13 protein-coding genes, 2 tRNA genes and 3 rRNA genes are annotated in these 20,749 nt (G+C 60.3%); 9 read left to right on the top strand and 9 right to left on the bottom strand.

Going from position 1 to position 20,749, the window contains the following annotated elements:
• Positions 1–79 precede the first annotated feature (79 nt).
• The 3 genes from DVB37_RS08300 to DVB37_RS08290 form a co-directional block, all read right to left on the bottom strand.
• Entirely contained in the window at positions 80–1,057 is a 978-nt protein-coding gene (locus tag DVB37_RS08300) for a hypothetical protein (protein ID WP_104145733.1), read from the bottom strand.
• A gap of 35 nt (positions 1,058–1,092) precedes the next feature.
• Positions 1,093–2,160 (bottom strand): tartrate dehydrogenase, encoded by a 1,068-nt coding sequence (locus tag DVB37_RS08295; protein WP_120154601.1) that lies wholly within the window; start codon positions 2,158–2,160, stop codon positions 1,093–1,095.
• 128 nt (positions 2,161–2,288) lie between these two features.
• Entirely contained in the window at positions 2,289–3,818 is a 1,530-nt protein-coding gene (locus tag DVB37_RS08290) for a helicase HerA-like C-terminal domain-containing protein (RefSeq protein ID WP_120154599.1), read from the bottom strand.
• Positions 3,819–3,979: 161 nt separating this feature from the next.
• On the opposite strand from DVB37_RS08290, the gene DVB37_RS08285 reads away from it, so the two are divergent.
• The 7 genes from DVB37_RS08285 to DVB37_RS08255 all read left to right on the top strand — a co-directional run bounded on the left by DVB37_RS08285 (position 3,980) and on the right by DVB37_RS08255 (position 9,278).
• Positions 3,980–4,711, top strand: coding sequence for a YebC/PmpR family DNA-binding transcriptional regulator (locus tag DVB37_RS08285; RefSeq protein ID WP_046807830.1), 732 nt, complete (start codon positions 3,980–3,982; stop codon positions 4,709–4,711).
• 126 nt (positions 4,712–4,837) lie between these two features.
• Positions 4,838–6,145, top strand: coding sequence for a phosphoribosylamine--glycine ligase (gene purD / locus DVB37_RS08280; protein ID WP_120154597.1), 1,308 nt, complete (start codon positions 4,838–4,840; stop codon positions 6,143–6,145).
• Between the two features lie 11 nt (positions 6,146–6,156).
• Positions 6,157–7,068, top strand: coding sequence for an oxygen-dependent coproporphyrinogen oxidase (gene hemF, locus DVB37_RS08275; protein WP_120154595.1), 912 nt, complete (start codon positions 6,157–6,159; stop codon positions 7,066–7,068).
• On the top strand, positions 7,065–7,652 hold the full coding sequence (gene nadD, locus DVB37_RS08270; protein WP_120154593.1) for a nicotinate (nicotinamide) nucleotide adenylyltransferase: 588 nt from the start codon (positions 7,065–7,067) through the stop codon (positions 7,650–7,652). The genes hemF and nadD overlap by 4 nt, the downstream gene beginning before the upstream one ends.
• A gap of 74 nt (positions 7,653–7,726) precedes the next feature.
• A complete protein-coding gene (rsfS, locus tag DVB37_RS08265; RefSeq protein WP_046807834.1) occupies positions 7,727–8,131 on the top strand; it encodes a ribosome silencing factor in 405 nt (134 codons plus the stop codon).
• 9 nt (positions 8,132–8,140) lie between these two features.
• The gene (gene rlmH, locus DVB37_RS08260) at positions 8,141–8,611 is read left to right on the top strand and encodes a 23S rRNA (pseudouridine(1915)-N(3))-methyltransferase RlmH (protein WP_006218506.1); all 471 of its coding nucleotides are present in this window, start codon (positions 8,141–8,143) and stop codon (positions 8,609–8,611) included.
• A gap of 40 nt (positions 8,612–8,651) precedes the next feature.
• Entirely contained in the window at positions 8,652–9,278 is a 627-nt protein-coding gene (locus tag DVB37_RS08255) for a nucleoside triphosphate pyrophosphatase (protein ID WP_120154591.1), read from the top strand.
• Positions 9,279–9,395: 117 nt separating this feature from the next.
• Here DVB37_RS08255 and DVB37_RS08250 read toward each other — a convergent pair whose 3' ends face one another.
• Complete coding sequence (locus DVB37_RS08250; RefSeq protein ID WP_046807836.1) at positions 9,396–10,748, bottom strand: dicarboxylate/amino acid:cation symporter; 1,353 nt, start codon at positions 10,746–10,748, stop codon at positions 9,396–9,398.
• 405 nt (positions 10,749–11,153) lie between these two features.
• On the opposite strand from DVB37_RS08250, the gene DVB37_RS08245 reads away from it, so the two are divergent.
• Both DVB37_RS08245 and DVB37_RS08240 read left to right on the top strand, forming a co-directional pair.
• Positions 11,154–13,010: an ATP-binding protein gene (locus tag DVB37_RS08245; RefSeq protein ID WP_120157416.1), complete on the top strand. Its 1,857-nt coding sequence runs from the start codon at positions 11,154–11,156 to the stop codon at positions 13,008–13,010.
• Entirely contained in the window at positions 13,007–14,413 is a 1,407-nt protein-coding gene (locus DVB37_RS08240) for a sigma-54 dependent transcriptional regulator (protein ID WP_223265035.1), read from the top strand. The genes DVB37_RS08245 and DVB37_RS08240 overlap by 4 nt, the downstream gene beginning before the upstream one ends.
• Before the next feature lie 156 nt (positions 14,414–14,569).
• Here DVB37_RS08240 and rrf read toward each other — a convergent pair.
• The 5 genes from rrf to DVB37_RS08215 all read right to left on the bottom strand — a co-directional run bounded on the left by rrf (position 14,570) and on the right by DVB37_RS08215 (position 19,902).
• Positions 14,570–14,682, bottom strand: a 5S ribosomal RNA gene (gene rrf / locus DVB37_RS08235).
• Positions 14,683–14,886: 204 nt separating this feature from the next.
• A 23S ribosomal RNA gene (locus DVB37_RS08230) occupies positions 14,887–17,771 on the bottom strand.
• Positions 17,772–18,064: 293 nt separating this feature from the next.
• Positions 18,065–18,140 (bottom strand) — tRNA-Ala (locus tag DVB37_RS08225).
• Between the two features lie 22 nt (positions 18,141–18,162).
• Positions 18,163–18,239 (bottom strand) — tRNA-Ile (locus DVB37_RS08220).
• Positions 18,240–18,371: 132 nt separating this feature from the next.
• A 16S ribosomal RNA gene (locus DVB37_RS08215) occupies positions 18,372–19,902 on the bottom strand.
• The 16S, 23S and 5S rRNA genes sit together here with 2 tRNA genes alongside, the layout of an rRNA operon.
• Between the last annotated feature and the right edge of the window lie 847 nt (positions 19,903–20,749).

Raw genomic sequence — 20,749 nt, 5'->3', positions numbered from 1 at the left:
CCGGGCCGCGGTGAAATAAAAAGGGCGCCAGCGATTTCGCTGGCGCCCTTTTTTTTACCCGGCGGTTGGCCGTGCGCGACTATGGCATGTTCAGCGCGTCCGGTTTCAAGAACGCCTGCCAATCGCGCCGTTCGATGATGTCGGCCGACAAGGCGCTGACGGGCGACAGGTTGAATACCGACACGCCGCGCGCTCGCCACTGCGCGGCGGCAAACCGGAACGACGGTTCAATCAGGTGCGCGAAATTGCGCGCCAGTCGGCTGGTCTGGGGACGGCCGCCCTCGTCATAAAAGCGCAGCCCATTTTGCACGGTAAGGTCCAGCCCGTGCACGAACACCTGCCGCGCCCCGCCTGAGACCAGCACCTGCAAGGCCGCGTAGGCCACGGTGTCGGCGTCGAACACGCCTAGCGATGCGTCAAAGCTGTAGCCCAGCCCCTGCTTGGCGTCCAGCAATTGCACGTCCGGCGTGGCGGCGGCAATCCGCTTGAGCACGGCGGGCGCCGCGCTGCGCTGGTAGGCGCGTTCGGAGATCATTTCAATAATGCAGATGCGGCAGCGAATCTGGTCCTGCGGGATGCCCTGCATGATGTAGCGCAGCACTTCCGGGAAGACGTAAAGCGTCAAGTCGCGGGAGACGATTTCGCGCACCAGTTCAATGCGTTCCCGCACGAAATTCTGGTCGATGATGCAGTAGTACTTGAACGGCAGATCAAACTTGCGGGCCAGCGCGATGGCGCCATTCACGCCCATCGCCACGCGTATGTCCAGCTGGTCGTACGGAATCTGGGCGACCGACGGGCCGCTCAGGATCAAGTGCACCGTTTCGTCGGCGCGGTCGTACCCTTGCGACAAGGGCGTCAAGGGCAACGACCGGCCAAAGGCACGGAAGCCGCAAATGGCGCCCGTGCGGTCACGCCAGATCCGCACGAAGGGCCACAGATGCTGGTTATGCCGTTGCGTGCGCGAACGCAGCAAACGGAAAAGCTTGCGCACGAAGCGGTCGGCACGGCCACCGCCCACGTGGGCGGCGGAAGTGGGAGAGATTAATTGTTCCATCAACTAGCCTGATTGGCCGTACCCGCTTAATGCGTTCAACCGGCAGAAATCAGCGACGCAATGGCGTTGCCGACGTCGACGGTCGACGCGGTGCCCTTCATGTCCCGTGTGCGCGGACCCTCCGCCAACACGGTTTCGATTGCCTTCACCACCGCTTCCGATGCCTGCGGGTAACCCAGGAAATCAAGCATCAGCGCGCCGCTCCAGATTTGCCCGATCGGGTTGGCGATACCCTTGCCGTAGATGTCCGGGGCCGATCCATGAACCGGCTCGAACAAGGACGGGAACTTGCGCTCGGGGTTCAGGTTCGCGGACGGTGCGATACCGATCGTGCCCGTGCAAGCCGGCCCAAGGTCGGAAAGAATGTCGCCAAACAAATTCGAAGCCACCACCACGTCGAACCAATCCGGGTGCTGCACGAAATGCGCGCACAGGATATCGATGTGGTATTTGTCCCAACGCACGTCCGGATAGTTCCCGGCGATGTCGGCAACGCGCTCGTCCCACCACGGCATGGAAATCGAAATGCCATTGGATTTGGTGGCAGCGGTCAGGTGCTTGCCGCGCTTTTGGGCAAGCTCGAATGCAAACTTCAGCACGCGGTCCGCACCGATACGCGTGAACACGCTTTCTTGAATGACGACTTCGCGCTCGGTGCCCTCGAACAGACGGCCACCGCTATTGGAGTATTCGCCTTCGGTGTTTTCGCGGACGATGAAGAAATCGATGTCGCCGGGCTTGCGATCCGCCAGCGGCGAGGGCACGCCGGGCATCAGGCGCACTGGTCGCAAATTGATGTATTGATCAAATTCGCGACGGAATTTGAACAGCGAGCCCCACAGCGCCTCGTGGTCGGGCACGGTGGCGGGCCAGCCGATCGAACCGAAGAAAATGGCCTCGTGTTGGCCGATTTGCGCCTTCCAGTCGTCCGGCATCATCTTGCCGTGCTGGGCGTAATAGTCGCAGCTCCAGTCGAAATGATCCCACTGGAATTCGATGCCGAAGCGCTTGGCCACGGCATCCAGCACCTTCAAGCCTTCCGGCACGACCTCCTTGCCAATCCCGTCTCCTGGAATCACCGCAATCTTGTGTTTCTTAGCCACCACGTTTCCTTAAGTTTTCCTTTGATAGACCGCCCAGAATCATAGGCATAAACGCCCACGGCGCAACACCCCCCGTTACAAAACGGTGGTGCCGCGCAGCCTGTAACGTCGAGGATGCCCCGGGCGATTCAGCGCCGGGTCTTTGAGCCCAGCAGCGACCCGAGGATGCCACGTGTCAGTTCACGCGCGATGGAACGGGCCGTACTTTTGGCCATGGTCTGGACAACGCCGTCGCGCTTGCCGCCCCGTGGGCCGGTAGAGCCGAACAGCACGTCGTTCAGACGGCCCATCAGGCCGCCGCCCGCCTCCTCGGCCGGGGCCGGCGCATCGGGTTCAGGGTTCGTATTGCGGCCGGCCGTGGCCGGCGGGTCCGCGGGGACGGCGGCGCGCCCGGCAAGCACCTCATAGGCGGATTCCCGATCGATGGCCTTTTCATACTTGGCGGCCATGGGGCTGCCCTGGCGCAACGCCTGGCGTTCGGCGTCGGTAGCCGGGCCGATGCGGCTGGCAGGCGGCACGATGTAGGCGCGCTCGGTGGGCAAGGGGCGCCCCTTGGCGTCCAGCAACGACACCAGCGCTTCGCCTACGCCCAATTCGGTAATGGCGGCTTCGATGTCCAGCCCCGGGTTGGGGCGCATGGTTTGCGCGGCAGTCTTGACGGCCTTCTGATCGCGCGGCGTGAAAGCCCGCAGCGCGTGCTGCACGCGATTGCCCAGCTGCCCCAGCACGGTATCGGGAATATCCAGCGGATTTTGCGTCACGAAGTAGACGCCCACCCCCTTGGAGCGCACCAGCCGCACCACTTGTTCGATCTTGTTCAGCAACGCGGCAGGCGCATCGTTGAACAGCAGGTGCGCTTCATCAAAAAAGAACACCAGCTTGGGCTGATCCATGTCGCCCACTTCGGGCAACTTTTCGTACAGGTCGGCCAACAACCACAGCAGGAAGATGGCGTACAGGCGCGGGGCCTGCATCAGCTTGTCGGCGGCCAGCACGTTGACCATGCCGCGGCCTTGCGCGTCCGTACGCATCAGGTCGGCGACGTCCAGCATGGGCTCGCCAAAGAACTTTTCAGCGCCCTGCGATTCCAGCGCCAGCAGGCCGCGCTGGATGGCGCCGACGCTGGCCGACGACACGTTGCCGTAGCGGGTCTTGAGCTCGGCCGAGCGGTCCGCCACGTTTTGCAGCATGGCGCGCAGGTCTTTCAGGTCCAACAACAATTGGCCTTCGTCGTCAGCCACCTTGAACACCAGCGTCAGCACCCCTTCCTGCGTGTCGTTCAGTTCCAGGATGCGCGACAGCAGCAGCGGCCCCATATCGGTAATGGTGGCTCGCACCGGCTGGCCTTGCTCGCCAAAGACGTCCCAGAGCGTGACGGGGCTGGCTCCCCAGACGGGTTCGTCCAGCCCCAGGCTTTTCAGGCGTTCGGCCAGCTTGGGGCTGGCCGCCCCCGCCTGCGAAATACCGGTCAGGTCACCCTTGACGTCGGCCATGAACACCGGCGTGCCGATACGGGAAAAGGATTCGGCCAGCACTTGCAGGGTGACGGTTTTGCCCGTGCCGGTGGCCCCGGTAATGCAACCGTGCCGGTTGGCCAGGGCGGGCAGCAGCGCGAGTTCGGTCTGGGCGTTTTTGGCGATGACGATGGGGTTGGGCATGGGGCAACGCTCCGGACCGGGAAGCTAAAGGATGCCCAAGTGTAGAGCCTGCCGCGCGGCTTGTGCGCGTGGCAATATCGACACAGGCGGCCCTGCCCCGGGCGCTAGGCCCGTCGGCACGGTAAAATGCCTTTTTTGCAGCCAATTTATCCTGGGAAGCCATGGCCGGACACAGCAAATGGGCCAATATTCAGCACCGCAAAGGGCGCCAAGACGCCAAGCGCGGAAAGCTCTGGACCAAGATCATTCGTGAAATTACCGTGGCGGCGCGCGCCGGCGGCGCCGACCCGGACAGCAACCCGCGTCTGCGCATGGCGTGGGACAAGGCGACCGACGCCAACATGCCCAAGGACAACATCCAGCGCGCCATCCAGCGTGGCGCCGGCGGTGCCGACGGCGACGCCTACGAGGAAGTCCGCTACGAAGGCTACGGCATCGGCGGCGCGGCGGTCATCGTCGACTGCATGACCGACAACCGCACCCGCACCGTGGCTGAAGTTCGCCACGCGTTTGCCAAGAACGGCGGCAACCTGGGCCAGGAAGGCTCGGTGGCGTTCATGTTCAAGCACTGCGGCCAGTTCGTATTCGCCCCGGGCACGCCCGAAGACAAAGTCATGGAAGCCGCATTGGATGCGGGCGCCGAAGACGTCACGACCGACGAAGAAGGCGTGATCGAAGTCGTTTGCGCGCCGGCCGACTACGCTGCCGTACGCAAGGCGTTTGACGACGCGGGCCTGAAGGCGGAAGTGGACGGCATCGTCATGAAGGCGCTGAACGAAACCGAGCTGGCAGGCGAAGACGCCATCAAGATGCAAAAACTGCTCGACGCCCTGGAAGGCCTGGACGACGTGCAGGAAGTCTATACCACCGTCATTTTCGACGAAGCGCAGTAAATCCCACGGTTTCAGCACGTCGACGGCCCCGGCCGCCGCCGCGCTGGAATGTGAAACGGCCCCGGGTGGTCCCGGGTCCGTCGCCTTCTCCACGGGCTAGAGTGGCAACCTTCAGAATCACGCAACATGAAACTCCTGGTAATTGGCTCGGGCGGCCGCGAACATGCCCTCGCCTGGCGGCTGGCCCGCTCCCCGCGCGTACACAAAGTGTTCGTCGCGCCGGGTAACGGCGGCACGCAACGGGCCGAGCAGATGGAAAACGTCCCGCTGACCAATGCCGAGGAGCTGGCCGATTTCGTCCAGCGCGAAGGAATCGCGCTGACGGTCGTCGGCCCGGAAGCGCCGCTGGCCTCGGGCGTCGTGGACGTGTTCCGTGCGCGTGGCCTGAAGATCTTCGGCCCCACCAAGGCCGCCGCGCAGCTGGAAAGCTCGAAGGACTACGCCAAGGCCTTCATGGTCCGGCACAACATCCCGACCGCGCGCTACGCCACCTTTACCGACCCGGTCCAGGCGCACGCCTATATCGACCAGGAAGGCGCCCCCATCGTCATCAAGGCTGACGGCCTGGCGGCCGGCAAGGGCGTTGTGGTCGCGGCCACACTGGAAGAGGCCCACGCCGCCGTTGACGCCATGCTGGGCGACGGCTCGATGGGCGCCGCGGGCGCTCGCGTCGTCATCGAAGAATGCCTGGTGGGCGAAGAAGCCAGCTTCATCGTCATGTGCGACGGTCGCAACGTGCTGGCGCTGGCCACCAGCCAGGACCACAAGCGCCTGCAAGACGGCGACCAGGGCCCGAACACCGGCGGCATGGGCGCGTATTCGCCCGCGCCGATCGTTACGCCCGAACTGCACCACCGCATCATGCGCGAAATCATCCTGCCGACCGTGCAGGGCATGACGCGCGACGGCATTCCGTATACCGGTTTCTTGTACGCGGGCCTGATGATCGCCCTGGGCGATGATCCCGACCGCGAGATCAAGACGCTGGAATTCAACTGCCGCATGGGCGACCCGGAAACGCAGCCCATCATGATGCGCGTCAAGAGCGATCTGCTTGACGCGCTTGAGCACGCCGTGGACGGCACGCTGAACCAGGCCGATATCGTCTGGGACCGCCGCACCGCGCTGGGCGTGGTGCTGGCCTCGCACAATTACCCGAACACCCCGCGCACCGGCGACGTCATCCGCGGCCTTCCCGCCGATGCCGAGGACTGCATGGTGTTCCACGCCGCCACCGAACTGACCGGCGAAGAAACCAAGACCACCGGCGGTCGCGTGCTGTGCGTTACGGCACTGGGCGATTCGGTCAAGATGGCGCGCGACCGCGTGTACGAAGCCATCGACGGTATCCATTTCGATGGCCGCCAATACCGTAGCGATATCGGCTGGCGCGCCCTGAAGCCGTCGCAACAGAAACCGAAGTCCAACGCGTAAGCGGAAAGCCGATGAACGCCTTGCCCGTCGCCACTGTCCGCGATTACCTCACCGGCCTTCAGGCCCGTATCGTCCAGGCGCTGGAAGCCGCGGAAGGCGGCCCGTTCCGTGCTGACGAATGGGTCCGGCCCGAGGGCGGCGGCGGGCTGTCGCGGCTGCTGGAAGGCGGCCAGCTGTTCGAACGCGCGGGCGTGCTGTTCAGCCACGTCAAGGGCACCAAGCTGCCCCCGTCGGCCAGCGCCCACCGCCCCGAGCTTGCCGGCCGCGCCTGGGAAGCGATGGGCGTGTCGATGGTGCTGCACCCCCGCAACCCGTACGTGCCCACCACCCACATGAACGTGCGCATGTTCGTGGCGGCGGCCCGGCCCGGGCATGACGAAGCCGACATCTTCTGGTTCGGCGGCGGCATTGACCTGACCCCGTATTACCCGTTTGAAGAAGACGCGCGCCATTTCCATACGGTGTGCCGCGACGCACTGGCCAGCCACGGCCCGGACTACTATCCGCGCTACAAGCGCTGGTGCGACGAATACTTCTACCTGAAGCATCGCAACGAAACGCGCGGCATCGGCGGCGTTTTCTTCGACGACCTGAACGCGCCGGGCTTTGACGCCTCGTTCGCCTTGACGCGGTCGGTAGGCGACGCGTTCCTGCACAGCTATCTGCCCATCGTCGAACGTCGGCGCGGCATGGCCTACACAGAGCGCGAGCGCGATTTCCAGGCGTACCGCCGTGGCCGCTACGTGGAATTCAACCTGGTGTTCGATCGCGGCACGCTGTTTGGCCTGCAATCGGGCGGCCGCACCGAATCCATCCTGCTGTCCATGCCGCCCATGGCGCAATGGCGCTACGACTGGCACCCGGAACCGGGTTCGCCCGAAGCCGAGCTCGCGCCCTACCTGACGCCGCGGGATTGGGTTTGAAGCGCATCGGCCTCCTGGGCGGCAGCTTCGACCCCGTCCACGTCGCCCACGTCGCGCTGGCGCAAAACGCCCTGTCCACGCTGGATCTGGCCGCCGTGGAACTGATCCCGGCGGGCAATCCCTGGCAGCGCGCCGCCCTGCATGCCACGGGCGAACAACGCCGCGACATGCTTGAACTGGCCATTGCCGGCCATGAGGGGCTGGTCGTCAACCCAATCGAAATCGAACGCAGCGGCCCCACTTACACCATCGACACATTGCGCGCCCTGCCCTCGGGCGCGCGCTATGTTTGGCTGCTGGGTGCCGACCAGCTTGCCAATTTCTGCACTTGGCGCAGTTGGCGCGACATTGCCAGCCTGGTGGACCTGGCCGTGGCCACCCGCCCCGGCACGGCGTTGACGCCGCCGGCGGAACTGACCGCCTGGCTGCAAGAACAAGGCCACTGCCTGGAAGAACTGCCCTTTGCCCCGATGGCGGTGTCCGCATCCGACATCCGCCGCCGGCTGGCTGCGGGCGAGTCCACGGACGGCCTGCTGGCCCCTTCGGTCGCCGCCTATATTGCGGCGCACCAACTTTACCGATAAACCCACACCCGCCGGGCGCTGAAAGCGCCACGGAGCCGGCATCCGCCGTCCGTCCGCGGGTTATATTTGCAGCTATGGATATAACGAAACTCCAACGCGCCGTCATCGATGCCCTCGAAGACGTCAAGGCGCAAGACATCAAGGTCTACAACACCACGCATCTGACAAGCTTGTTCGATCGCGTCGTGATTGCCAGCGCCACCTCCAACCGCCAAACCCGGGCCCTGGCTTCAAGCGTGGCCGACCGTGGCCGCGCACTTGAACTGACCGGCATCACCATCGAAGGTGAAGACACCGGTGAATGGGTCGTCGTCGACCTGGGCGACATGGTCGTGCACATCATGCAGCCCGCGATTCGCCAGTACTACAACCTGGAAGAAATCTGGGGTGGCAAGCCGGTCCGAGTGAAGCTGCTGCCGGAGTCGACCCGCGTAGCGCCGATCCCCACCGACAGCGGCTACGACGACGCCGAAGCCTGAGTTCCTGCCGTGAAATTGATCGTTGCGGCGGTGGGAACGCGTATGCCGGATTGGGTCGAGACGGCCTGGGCCGACTACGCCAAGCGCCTGCCCGCCGATTGCGCGCTGGAACTGCGCGAGATCAAACCCGAACCGCGCACCACCGGCAAAACGCCCGCCCAGATGATGGCTGCCGAAGCCAAACGCATCGAAGCCGCGCTGCCGCCAGGCGCGCTACGCCTGGCCCTGGACGAGCGCGGCCGCGACCTGACCACGATGGCCCTGTCGCAAAAGCTGGAACAATGGCGAGCCGGTGGCCAGGACGTCGCCTTCCTCGTCGGCGGGCCAGATGGCCTGGACGCCGACCTGAAGGCCTCATGCAGCGGTCAGCTACGCTTGTCGTCGTTGACCCTGCCCCATCCGATGGTCCGCGTGGTGTTGGCCGAACAGCTCTATCGCGCCTGGGCCATCATGACCAATCACCCCTACCACCGCGCCTGACCGCCGGCCGGGCAGCGCCCCATTTTTTACGCGTTCACGCATGTCTCACACCGCCGACACCGACGCTTCCCCCGCCCGCCTTTACCTGGCATCGGCCAGCCCCAGGCGGCGCGAACTGCTAGCGCAGATCGGTCTTGCGCACAAAGTCTTGCTTGTGCCTGCCCCCCCGGGCGAAGACGAACCCCAACACGAAGGTGAAAGCGCCGCCGACTACGTGCAGCGCACCGCCCGTGACAAGGCGCTGCGCGGCCGCGACTGGATGCACGACCACGCACTGCCCGACCTGCCGCTACTGGCCGCCGACACCACTGTCATTCTGAATGGCGCCGTGCTGGGCAAGCCCGCCGATCGTGAAGACGCCTTCCGGATTCTGCGTGCCTTGTCCGGTTCGGTGCACGAGGTGCACACGGCGGTGGCGGTATGCGCGGGCGGGCAGTTGCTTGAAGCCGTGTCCATCACCCAGGTTCAGATGCGCGAACTGGGCGACGACGAAATCGGCCGCTACTGCGACAGCGGCGAGCCCTACGGCAAGGCGGGCGCGTACGGCATTCAGGGGCTGGCCGGCGCCTTTATCTCGCACATCTCCGGCAGCTATACGGGTGTGATGGGTTTGCCACTATTCGAAACGGCAAACCTGCTGCGAACAGCGGGCATTCACGTGCCCTGAACCGGCATCGCATTGTCGATTGGCTGGGCCCGTCCCGCAGCGCCTAAAAAAAAATCCCCCGCATGTCGCAACCGACGCGGGGGATTTTTCATCGCAAGACGTGCTTTAGCTAAGGCCTCAGGCCGTGTGGCTGATCGCCGCATGCGTTTCCGGCGCAGGCATGTCGCCGGCCGGTCCACCGGCCATAGGCTGGCCGTCCAACGCGGCGTGCAATTGCTCTTGATCCAGCTCGCCCTCCCAGCGCGCCACCACGACGGCGGCGGTAGCGTTACCCACCAGGTTGGTCAATGCGCGGCATTCGGACATAAAGCGGTCCACGCCCAGGATCAGCGTCATCCCGGCGATCGGCACCGACGGCACCACCGACAAGGTGGCAGCCAAGGTAATGAAGCCGGCGCCGGTCACGCCCGCCGCGCCCTTGGAGCTGAGCATGGCAACCGCCAGCAGCAGGATCTGGTCGCCCAATGACAGCGGAATGTCGCAGGCCTGGGCGATGAACAGCGCGGCCATCGTCATGTAGATGTTGGTGCCGTCCAGATTGAACGAGTATCCCGTGGGCACTACCAGCCCGACCACCGACTTGGAACAGCCGGCGCGTTCCATCTTCTGCATCAGCGTGGGCAGCGCGGCTTCCGATGAACTCGTGCCCAGCACCAACAGCAGTTCTTCGCGGATGTAGCGCACCAGCTTCAGAATCGAAAAGCCGTTGTAGCGGGCAACCAGGCCCAGCACCACGACGACGAACAGGACCGAGGTCGCGTAGAACGTGCCGACCAGCATGGCCAGGTTCACGACCGACTTGATGCCGTACTTGCCGATGGTGAACGCCATCGCGCCGAATGCACCGATGGGCGCGGCCTTCATCAAAATGGCGACCAGCTTGAAAATCGGCTGGGCCAATGCGGTCATGAAGTTCAGAATCGGCTTGCCGCGCTCGCCCACCATGGCCAGCGAAATGCCGAACAGCACCGCCACGAACAACACCTGAAGAATGTCCCCGCCCACGAATGGGCTGAAGATCGTCGTCGGGATGATGTTCATCAGGAAGCCGGTGATGGTCGAATCATGGGCCTTGGCCACGAAATTCGCCACGGCCTTCTGGTCCAGGGTGCTGGGGTCGATATGCATGCCCGCGCCCGGCTGGACGATATGGCTGACCACCATGCCGATGATCAGCGCAAGCGTCGAGAAAATCAGAAAGTACAGCATGGCCTTGCCGGCCACGCGTCCAACCTTCTTCAGGTCGCTCATCGCCGCGATGCCCGAGGCCACGGTCAGGAAGATGACCGGTGCGATGATCATCTTGACCAGCTTGATGAAGGCGTCGCCCAGGGGCTGCATCTGTTGGCCGAGTTCAGGCTTGAATGCGCCGAGCAGCACCCCGATCACGATGGCGAAAATTACCTGCACGTACAGGATTTGATAGAACTTGAGCTTGCGCGCAGGCGCGCCTTGATCTACTTCGATCATCGGGATTTGTCCCCACCAATGCCCCTTGCCGCAACGGGCGACGGGGCGTTTTCTGTTTTATGGCAATGCGCAGTGGCCGCACGCCGATTTCACCGGGCGCGCGGAAAGCGGCTCGGCTTATGGCTACTTACGCAAGACCCGTGCCAGGTCGTGGGCGGCCTATACACTGACGGCAAGTCATTGATAGTTAAAGGCTTCACCCGATTCCCGTTTGGTATGGGGCGAACCCAATGGCGGATAACCACACAGAATCAAGCTAGAATGTGCGGAAACCCGCACATCATGTCCAAAGCTCCTTCCTCTCGCGCCGCCCGCCCCGCATCCTCTGCCGGTTCCGCGCATTCAAACCTGGCCTGGTCTCCCACCCGCCCAGCGCCCCGGCCTTGGCGCGCGCGCGTGCTTGCCATGCTGGTCGTCATCGGCGTGGTGGCCGGGGTGTTGCAGGCGGCCACCGACTGGGCGCGCGAGAACGCCATCAAAAGCGCCACGCTTCAAGCGCGTAGCGCGGGGCAGATCAACGCGGCCTTGCTGCGCAACAACCTCGACAAATTCCGCGCGCTGCCCTTTGTCTTGACCCGGGACGTGGACGTGCGCGCGGTGCTGCAAGGCGCCTCGGCCGCTCAGGTGGAATCGCTGGATGACAAGCTCGACACGCTGACGCGTGGCGTCGGCGCGTCGGCGATCTACCTGCTGGACAAGACGGGCTTGGCAATTGCAGCCAGCAATTGGCGAGAACCCGCCACCTTTGTCGGAGTGGATTATCAGTTTCGGCCGTACTTTCAAGGCGCGGTTGCCCGAGGCTCGGCAGAACATTTCGCGTTGGGAACGATCAGCCACGAAGCCGGGCTGTACCTGTCCCGTCGGGTGGACGACGCGCAAGGCGCCATGTTGGGTGTGATCGTCTTGAAGGTGGACTTTCGCGACCTGGAATCCGACTGGCGCCAATCCATCGCGCCCATCTTCGTCACGGACGAACATGGCGTGGTGCTGCTGGGCAGCGTGTCGGATTGGCGGTTCGACGTGTTGGCGCCCCTGTCTCCCGACTTGGCACAGACGCTGCGCACCAGTCTCCAGTTCGGTGATGCCCGCTTTCAAACCTTGCCGCTGACGCCACCGCTGTCGTCCGTGGGCAATGGTCAGTTGGTACACACTGACGACGCCTTGCCGCTGATTCCAAAAGGCGCTCCGCTGCTGCACACAACGCTGCCGATCACCGAGTCGCCGGGTTGGACGCTGCACCTTTTGTCGCCAGTCCAGGCCGCCATGAACCAGGCCACCGCCAACGCCCAAATGGCGGCACTGCTTGCGCTAAGCCTCTTGGCCGCGGCGCTGGGCATCGTGCTTTACCGGCGCCAGCGCAATCGCGAGCAAGCCCAGCAGCAAGCGGCCACGCAGGCTCAGCTGGCTGCACTGGTCGGCGAACGTACCGCGCAGCTTAGCGAACTCAATGAGCAGTTAATGGACGAGATGGACGAGCGGCAGCGGGCCGAAGCCCGCTTGCACACCATGCAGGACGAGCTGGTCCAGGCCAGTAAGCTGGCGCTGCTTGGCCAGGTGGCGGCGGGGGTGGCGCACGAGATCAATCAGCCCGTTGCGGCAATCCGCGCCTACGCCGACAACGCGACAGAATTTGTGCGCCGCGACGACATGGCCGCCGTCAATGAGAACCTGGGCACCATCGCCGCGTTGACAGAACGCATCGGCCACATCACCGGCGAACTCCGCGCATTCTCGCGCAAGGCGGGCACCTCAGTGGGGCCGACAAGCCTGAAGGACGCCATGGAAGGCGCACTGCTGCTGATCGGGCCGCGTGCGCGCAGGCAAGGGGTCACCCTGGTACGGCCGCCCGACGACCAGGATGTGCTGGTCCGTGCCGACCGCATTCGCCTCGAACAGGTGTTGGTGAATTTGCTGCAGAACGCAATGGAAGCGCTGGAAGGCGTTGCGGACGGCCGCGTGCTCGTCGCGCTGCAAGACCTGGGCGAAACGGTGCGGCTCTCGGTCAGCGACAACGGCCCCGGCCTTGCCACCGACACGCGCGCGCGCCTTTTCACGCCTTTCTACACGACAAAAGCGGAAGGCTTGGGACTGGGGCTGGTGATATGCCGCGACATCGTCGCCGAATTCGGCGGCGACTTGTTGGCCGTGGACCCGAACGACCCCGCGTTTCCGCCTCTGCCCGGCGCCCTGGGCGGCGCCACTTTCATACTCACATTACGCAAGGCGCCCACCGCGCATTACCGGCCAGCCATTTCGCCATGAACCATCCTTCCGACACCTCCCCCTACGCGGTCGCGCCGCTTGACGACGGTCAGCCCGGCCCGCCGCATGTCGTCTTCATCGACGACGATGAAGACTTGCGCCGCGCCAACGTTCAGACATTGAAGTTGCATGGCATGACGGTAGACGCGCACAACTCGGCGCGCTCGGCACTTCCGACGCTGCATCGCGGGTTTGATGGCGTGGTGGTCACAGACATCCGCATGCCCGACATCGACGGGCTGCAATTATTCCGTCGCTTGCGAGACATCGATCCGGAGCTTCCCGTCATCTTGATCACTGGCCATGGCGATATCGCTACGGCGGTGCAGTGCATGCGCGATGGCGCCTATGACTTTTTGGCCAAGCCGTATGCGCCTGACCGGCTGACGACCGCCATCCTTCACGCTTCGGAAAAACGTCGTCTGGTGCTGGAGAATCGGCGCCTGCGGGAGGCGGCGTTCGCCGTCGAGGCAGACGAGGTCCCGTTTATAGGCTCGACGCCGGCGATGCAACGTATCAAGGAAACGCTGCGCCACATCGCCGACGCAAATGTCGACGTACTCGTAGAGGGAGAGACGGGCACCGGCAAAGAGGTCGTCGCGACTGCGCTTCACCGCTTGAGCCGGCGCCGCCATCGTTCGCTGGTTGCGATCAATTGCGGCGCATTGCCGGAAAGCGTTATAGAAAGCGAGTTATTCGGTCACGAAGCCGGCGCCTTCACTGGCGCGCAGAGGAAGCGGATTGGGCGCATCGAACACGCCAGCGGGGGGACTCTTTTCCTGGACGAGATCGAAAGCATGCCGTTGGCAGTACAGGTGAAGCTGCTGCGCGTGCTCGAATCACGCCAGATCACCCCGCTGGGCAGCAATGAGGTTCGCAACCTGGACCTGCGTGTGGTGGCAGCCACCAAGGAAGACCTGGGCGACCCCTCCATACGTGGCAAATTCCGGGAAGACCTTTTCTACCGGCTGAACGTCGTCACCATCCGCATTCCGCCCCTGCGCGAGCGCCGTGAGGACATTCCTCTGCTGTTCGCGCATTACCTTGGTCACGCGTCACGCCGCTTCCAGCGAGACATCCCGGACATACCAAGCTCAATCACCCAGCATGTGATGACACACGCGTGGCCCGGCAACGTGCGCGAGCTTGCCCACTTCGCGGAACGCCTGGTCCTGGGCGTCCCGGACACAGTGAAATCCAGCCCCGTACAAGCGCCCGACAATAAGCAAACCCTGCCCGAGCGTATGGAGCAATTTGAAGCTCAACTGATACGCGATGCGCTTCAAATCCATCAAGGCGACATCAAAGCCACGCTTGAATCGCTAGGTATTCCGCGCAAGACGTTCTACGACAAACTTCAGCGTCATGGCATAGACCGTCAGCAGTACTTGTCCGCGTCGTAATCAAACTCGTGGTCCGACCAGCGGCGATAAACAGAAAAGCCCCGCTGCGAGCAGCGGGGCTTTTCTCATGAATTCTCAAACTAAAACTTAAACCAAAAACCGAAAACAAAAAAACAAAACCCCACAGGATTACCTGTGGGGTTTTGCGCAATAAAAGCCTGACGATGACCTACTTTCACAGACGTCCGTCCACTATCATCGGCGCGAAGGCGTTTCACTGTCCTGTTCGGGATGGGAAGGAGTGGTACCACCTTGCTATGGTCGTCAGGCGTAACTGGTTGAGCGGCTGCGGGTTAACGCAACGGCTCCAATCTTGGAAGAAACACAACGTGTGGATGATCAGAGGCTAGCTCGATGATCATGCACAGGGGGGGTCGTAATTGGTGTTGGCTGGCTGCTGACGGTGCAGCCAGATTTTGTATTGAACGACACTTGGAACGCTATATCACCAGGTCAATAACCATCAGTGTTATAGGATCAAGCCTCACGAGCAATTAGTATCGGTTAGCTTAACGCATTACTGCGCTTCCACACCCGACCTATCAACGTCCTGGTCTCGAACGACTCTTTAGGGGGATCAAGTCCCCGGGATACCTAATCTTCAGACGAGTTTCCCGCTTAGATGCCTTCAGCGGTTATCTCTTCCGTACTTAGCTACCCGGCAATGCCATTGGCATGACAACCGGTACACCAGAGGTACGTCCACTCCGGTCCTCTCGTACTAGGAGCAGGCTCCGTCAAGTATCCAACGCCCACGGCAGATAGGGACCAAACTGTCTCACGACGTTTTAAACCCAGCTCACGTACCTCTTTAAATGGCGAACAGCCATACCCTTGGGACCGGCTACAGCCCCAGGATGAGATGAGCCGACATCGAGGTGCCAAACACCGCCGTCGATATGAACTCTTGGGCGGTATCAGCCTGTTATCCCCAGAGTACCTTTTATCCGTTGAGCGATGGCCCTTCCATTCAGAACCACCGGATCACTATGTCCTGCTTTCGCACCTGTTCGACTTGTCAGTCTCACAGTCAAGCACGCTTATGCCATTGCACTATCAGCACGATTTCCGACCGTACCTAGCGTACCTTCGAACTCCTCCGTTACACTTTGGGAGGAGACCGCCCCAGTCAAACTGCCCACCATGCACTGTCCCCGATCCGGATAACGGACCAAGGTTAGAACCGCAAACAAACCAGGGTGGTATTTCAAGGATGGCTCCACGTGATCTAGCGACCACGCTTCAAAGCCTCCCACCTATCCTACACAGGCCGGTTCACAGATCAATGCAAAGCTACAGTAAAGGTTCATGGGGTCTTTCCGTCTAGCCGCGGGTAGATTGCATCATCACAAACACTTCAACTTCGCTGAGTCTCAGGAGGAGACAGTGTGGCCATCGTTACGCCATTCGTGCAGGTCGGAACTTACCCGACAAGGAATTTCGCTACCTTAGGACCGTTATAGTTACGGCCGCCGTTTACCGGGGCTTCGATCAAGAGCTTGCACCCCATCACTTAACCTTCCGGCACCGGGCAGGCGTCACACCCTATACGTCGACTTTCGTCTTTGCAGAGTGCTGTGTTTTTAATAAACAGTCGCAGCCACCGATTCTCTGCGACCCCATCATGCTAAGCGCGCAGGCGCTTCACACTACCGGGGTATACCTTCTCCCGAAGTTACGGTATCAATTTGCCGAGTTCCTTCTCCTGAGTTCTCTCAAGCGCCTTGGAATATTCATCCCGTCCACCTGTGTCGGTTTGCGGTACGGTCTCGTACAGCTGAAGCTTAGAGGCTTTTCTTGGAACCACTTCCAATCACTTCGCAAGCAATGCTCGCTCGTGCCATACCCTTGATTTACGCGCCCGGATTTGCCTAAGCGCCATCTTCGATACAGCAACAGGGACATCCAACACCCTGATGATCTTCCGCGATCCGTCCCCCCATCGCACTGTACGACGGTACTGGAATATTAACCAGTTTCCCATCAGCTACGCATCTCTGCCTCGCCTTAGGGGCCGACTCACCCTGCGCCGATGAACGTTGCGCAGGAAACCTTGGACTTACGGCGAGGGGGCTTTTCACCCCCTTTATCGCTACTCATGTCAGCATTCGCACTTCTGATACCTCCAGCAGCCTTTACAAGCCACCTTCGCAGGCTTACAGAACGCTCTCCTACCGCGTGCACTAAAAGTGCACACCCGCAGCTTCGGTTTATCGCTTAGCCCCGTTACATCTTCCGCGCAGGACGACTCGATCAGTGAGCTATTACGCTTTCTTTAAAGGATGGCTGCTTCTAAGCCAACCTCCTGACTGTCTATGCCTTCCCACTTCGTTTCCCACTTAGCGATAATTCGGGACCTTAGCTGGCGGTCTGGGTTGTTTCCCTCTTGAGTCCGGACGTTAGCACCCGGTGCTCTGTCTCCCAAGCTGTACTTGCGGGTATTCGGAGTTTGCCATAGTTTGGTAAGTCGCCATGACCCCCTAGCTATAACAGTGCTCTACCCCCCGCAGTAATACTTGAGGCACTACCTAAATAGTTTTCGGAGAGAACCAGCTATTTCCAGATTTGTTTAGCCTTTCACCCCTATCCACAGCTCATCCCCTAATTTTTCAACATTAGTGGGTTCGGTCCTCCAGCACGTGTTACCGTGCCTTCAACCTGGCCATGGATAGATCATCTGGTTTCGGGTCTACACCCAGCGACTGAATCGCCCTATTCGGACTCGCTTTCGCTACGGCTTCCCTATTCGGTTAACCTTGCCACTGAATGTAAGTCGCTGACCCATTATACAAAAGGTACGCAGTCACCCCACAAGGAGGCTCCTACTGTTTGTATGCATACGGTTTCAGGATCTATTTCACTCCCCTTCCGGGGTTCTTTTCGCCTTTCCCTCACGGTACTGGTTCACTATCGGTCGATCACGAGTATTTAGCCTTGGAGGATGGTCCCCCCATCTTCAAACAGGATTTCACGTGTCCCGCCCTACTTGTCTTACGCTTAGTTCCACACACAAGATTTCATCTACAGGGCTATCACCTGCTACGGCCGGACTTTCCATTCCGTTCGACTATCTTGCGTGCTAAAACGTAAAGGCTCTTCCGATTTCGCTCGCCACTACTTTCGGAATCTCGGTTGATTTCTTTTCCTCGAGCTACTGAGATGTTTCAGTTCACCCGGTTCGCTTCCACTAGCCTATGTATTCAGCTAGGGATACTGCATTGCTGCAGTGGGTTTCCCCATTCGGACATCTACGGATCAAAGCTTGTTTGCCAGCTCCCCGTAGCTTTTCGCAGGCTACTACGTCCTTCATCGCCTGTGATCGCCAAGGCATCCACCATATGCACTTAGTCGCTTGATCCTATAACGCTGTAGGCTATAGGACCTGAGTATTAGCGTTTGTGCCGTTCATAAGTTTCAAAGCAGTCTGAGGTTATTCACCCCAGTCTTGAGAACTTGGAACAAAATAATGCAATCACAACCCGTACTTATTTTCTTCGGCTTGCGCCGAGTACTTAATAAGTACATTTCGTTGTGCTTCTTCCAGATTGTTAAAGAACGAATATAGCTGTTAGGTAAAACCTAACTCATAACGCTGACAACAGCGCTATGAGTTAGCCTCTACATCACCACCGGGGCGATTATGAGAATCAATGGTGGAGGTGAACGGGATCGAACCGATGACATCCTGCTTGCAAAGCAGGCGCTCTCCCAGCTGAGCTACACCCCCATATCCTGCATGGCAGAATACTTGGTGGGTCTGGTTGGATTCGAACCAACGACCCCCGCCTTATCAAGACGGTGCTCTAACCAACTGAGCTACAGACCCAAAACCTTCTCGGATCAGTAGTCAGGTAGCTGAAGACCCAGGGAAGATTCCCTCGACCCAAGCCTACAACTGATCCCAGCTATATCAAACAACCGATAAGAGTGGACGCTTAACACGAGCACTTAAGCTCTGAAAGGAGGTGATCCAGCCGCACCTTCCGATACGGCTACCTTGTTACGACTTCACCCCAGTCATGAATCCTACCGTGGTAATCGCCCCCCTTACGGTTAGGCTAACTACTTCTGGTAAAACCCACTCCCATGGTGTGACGGGCGGTGTGTACAAGACCCGGGAACGTATTCACCGCGACATGCTGATCCGCGATTACTAGCGATTCCGACTTCACGCAGTCGAGTTGCAGACTGCGATCCGGACTACGATCGGGTTTCTGGGATTGGCTCCCCCTCGCGGGTTGGCGACCCTCTGTCCCGACCATTGTATGACGTGTGAAGCCCTACCCATAAGGGCCATGAGGACTTGACGTCATCCCCACCTTCCTCCGGTTTGTCACCGGCAGTCTCATTAGAGTGCCCTTTCGTAGCAACTAATGACAAGGGTTGCGCTCGTTGCGGGACTTAACCCAACATCTCACGACACGAGCTGACGACAGCCATGCAGCACCTGTGTTCCGGTTCTCTTGCGAGCACTTCCAAATCTCTTCGGAATTCCAGACATGTCAAGGGTAGGTAAGGTTTTTCGCGTTGCATCGAATTAATCCACATCATCCACCGCTTGTGCGGGTCCCCGTCAATTCCTTTGAGTTTTAATCTTGCGACCGTACTCCCCAGGCGGTCAACTTCACGCGTTAGCTGCGCTACCAAGGCCCGAAGGCCCCAACAGCTAGTTGACATCGTTTAGGGCGTGGACTACCAGGGTATCTAATCCTGTTTGCTCCCCACGCTTTCGTGCATGAGCGTCAGTGTTATCCCAGGAGGCTGCCTTCGCCATCGGTGTTCCTCCGCATATCTACGCATTTCACTGCTACACGCGGAATTCCACCTCCCTCTGACACACTCTAGCTCGGTAGTTAAAAATGCAGTTCCAAAGTTAAGCTCTGGGATTTCACATCTTTCTTTCCGAACCGCCTGCGCACGCTTTACGCCCAGTAATTCCGATTAACGCTTGCACCCTACGTATTACCGCGGCTGCTGGCACGTAGTTAGCCGGTGCTTATTCTGCAGGTACCGTCAGTTTCACGGGGTATTAGCCCATGACGTTTCTTTCCTGCCAAAAGTGCTTTACAACCCGAAGGCCTTCATCGCACACGCGGGATGGCTGGATCAGGGTTTCCCCCATTGTCCAAAATTCCCCACTGCTGCCTCCCGTAGGAGTCTGGGCCGTGTCTCAGTCCCAGTGTGGCTGGTCGTCCTCTCAAACCAGCTACGGATCGTCGCCTTGGTGAGCCGTTACCCCACCAACTAGCTAATCCGATATCGGCCGCTCTAATAGTGCAAGGTCTTGCGATCCCCTGCTTTCCCCCGTAGGGCGTATGCGGTATTAGCTACGCTTTCGCGTAGTTATCCCCCGCTACTAGGCACGTTCCGATACATTACTCACCCGTTCGCCACTCGCCACCAGACCGAAGTCCGTGCTGCCGTTCGACTTGCATGTGTAAGGCATCCCGCTAGCGTTCAATCTGAGCCAGGATCAAACTCTTCAGTTTAATCTCTGTATTTGTTTCGTATTCTTGGTCCGAATAAATCCGAACCAGGTCATACGTCGCTACTCAAAGGAAGTGAGGTATGTTCTTAAACTTGACGTCTAAGGTACTTCACTTCTAGTGAGCACTTGATTTCATTGTGCTTGTGAAGCAAGCCAAGGTTTAACCCCAGACTTAAATCACAGTGCATCGCATCAAGCGCCCACACTTATCGGTTGTTTAATTGTTAAAGAGCGGTACTGCAAATTCGGTACTACAAACTACTTACTGCTACCTGCTGATCTTGCCAGCGCTGCGCGGCTTTCGCCTTGCGTCGCTTGCTGTTTTCAGCAGCAGAGAGGCGAGATTATGAAGAAGTTTTTATCGCTTGTCAAGTCAGCTTCGTTCGCTTTCGCGCCACCGCTTTCTTGCCTGCGACCTCTTCAGGCCTGCTCTCTTTAGCAGCTATCGAAACATCAGAACACCCATCCGGGTAAACCCTAAGTTTTCGGCAACTGCCAAGCCTGAAACTATAACACGACTTTTGCAGATTATGCAACCGGCTCTTGCCTAATTTGCATCCTATCTTGCAACCCCGCCACCGGCTTTCGCTAGGGCGACCCTGGAAACCAGAGGTCGGTTACTACTCAGGTGGCTTGCGATTTCGATCCGGGTAAACCCTTGCTCGTCATCACCAGCCAAGCCCAAGACTATAGCACGATTTTTGCAGATTGTGCAACTGGCTTTTGCCTGATTTGCACCCTTCCCTGCAATCCCACCTGACTGCCATCGCTGGCGGCTTGGCGGCAGGCCGGAGCCCGTCGTACTGCTTGGCTTCGCGGTTCAAAAATGTCTGAACTGCGAAGGAGCG

Source organism: Achromobacter sp. B7 (assembly GCF_003600685.1).
In the GTDB taxonomy this organism is placed as follows: domain Bacteria; phylum Pseudomonadota; class Gammaproteobacteria; order Burkholderiales; family Burkholderiaceae_B; genus Achromobacter; species Achromobacter spanius_B.
This window is presented reverse-complemented; position numbering and strand designations above follow the sequence as displayed.

Excerpts from the sequence above, each read along its gene's own strand:
- DVB37_RS08245 (WP_120157416.1), top strand. The coding sequence starts at position 11,154 with ATGCTGGTCGTCATCGGCGTGGTGGCCGGGGTGTTGCAGGCGGCCACC.
- DVB37_RS08240 (WP_223265035.1), top strand. The coding sequence starts at position 13,007 with ATGAACCATCCTTCCGACACCTCCCCCTACGCGGTCGCGCCGCTTGAC.
- hemF (WP_120154595.1), top strand. The coding sequence starts at position 6,157 with ATGAACGCCTTGCCCGTCGCCACTGTCCGCGATTACCTCACCGGCCTT.
- DVB37_RS08290 (WP_120154599.1), bottom strand. The coding sequence starts at position 3,818 with ATGCCCAACCCCATCGTCATCGCCAAAAACGCCCAGACCGAACTCGCG.
- purD (WP_120154597.1), top strand. The coding sequence starts at position 4,838 with ATGAAACTCCTGGTAATTGGCTCGGGCGGCCGCGAACATGCCCTCGCC.
- DVB37_RS08255 (WP_120154591.1), top strand. The coding sequence starts at position 8,652 with ATGTCTCACACCGCCGACACCGACGCTTCCCCCGCCCGCCTTTACCTG.
- DVB37_RS08300 (WP_104145733.1), bottom strand. The coding sequence starts at position 1,057 with ATGGAACAATTAATCTCTCCCACTTCCGCCGCCCACGTGGGCGGTGGC.
- rsfS (WP_046807834.1), top strand. The coding sequence starts at position 7,727 with ATGGATATAACGAAACTCCAACGCGCCGTCATCGATGCCCTCGAAGAC.
- DVB37_RS08285 (WP_046807830.1), top strand. The coding sequence starts at position 3,980 with ATGGCCGGACACAGCAAATGGGCCAATATTCAGCACCGCAAAGGGCGC.
- DVB37_RS08250 (WP_046807836.1), bottom strand. The coding sequence starts at position 10,748 with ATGATCGAAGTAGATCAAGGCGCGCCTGCGCGCAAGCTCAAGTTCTAT.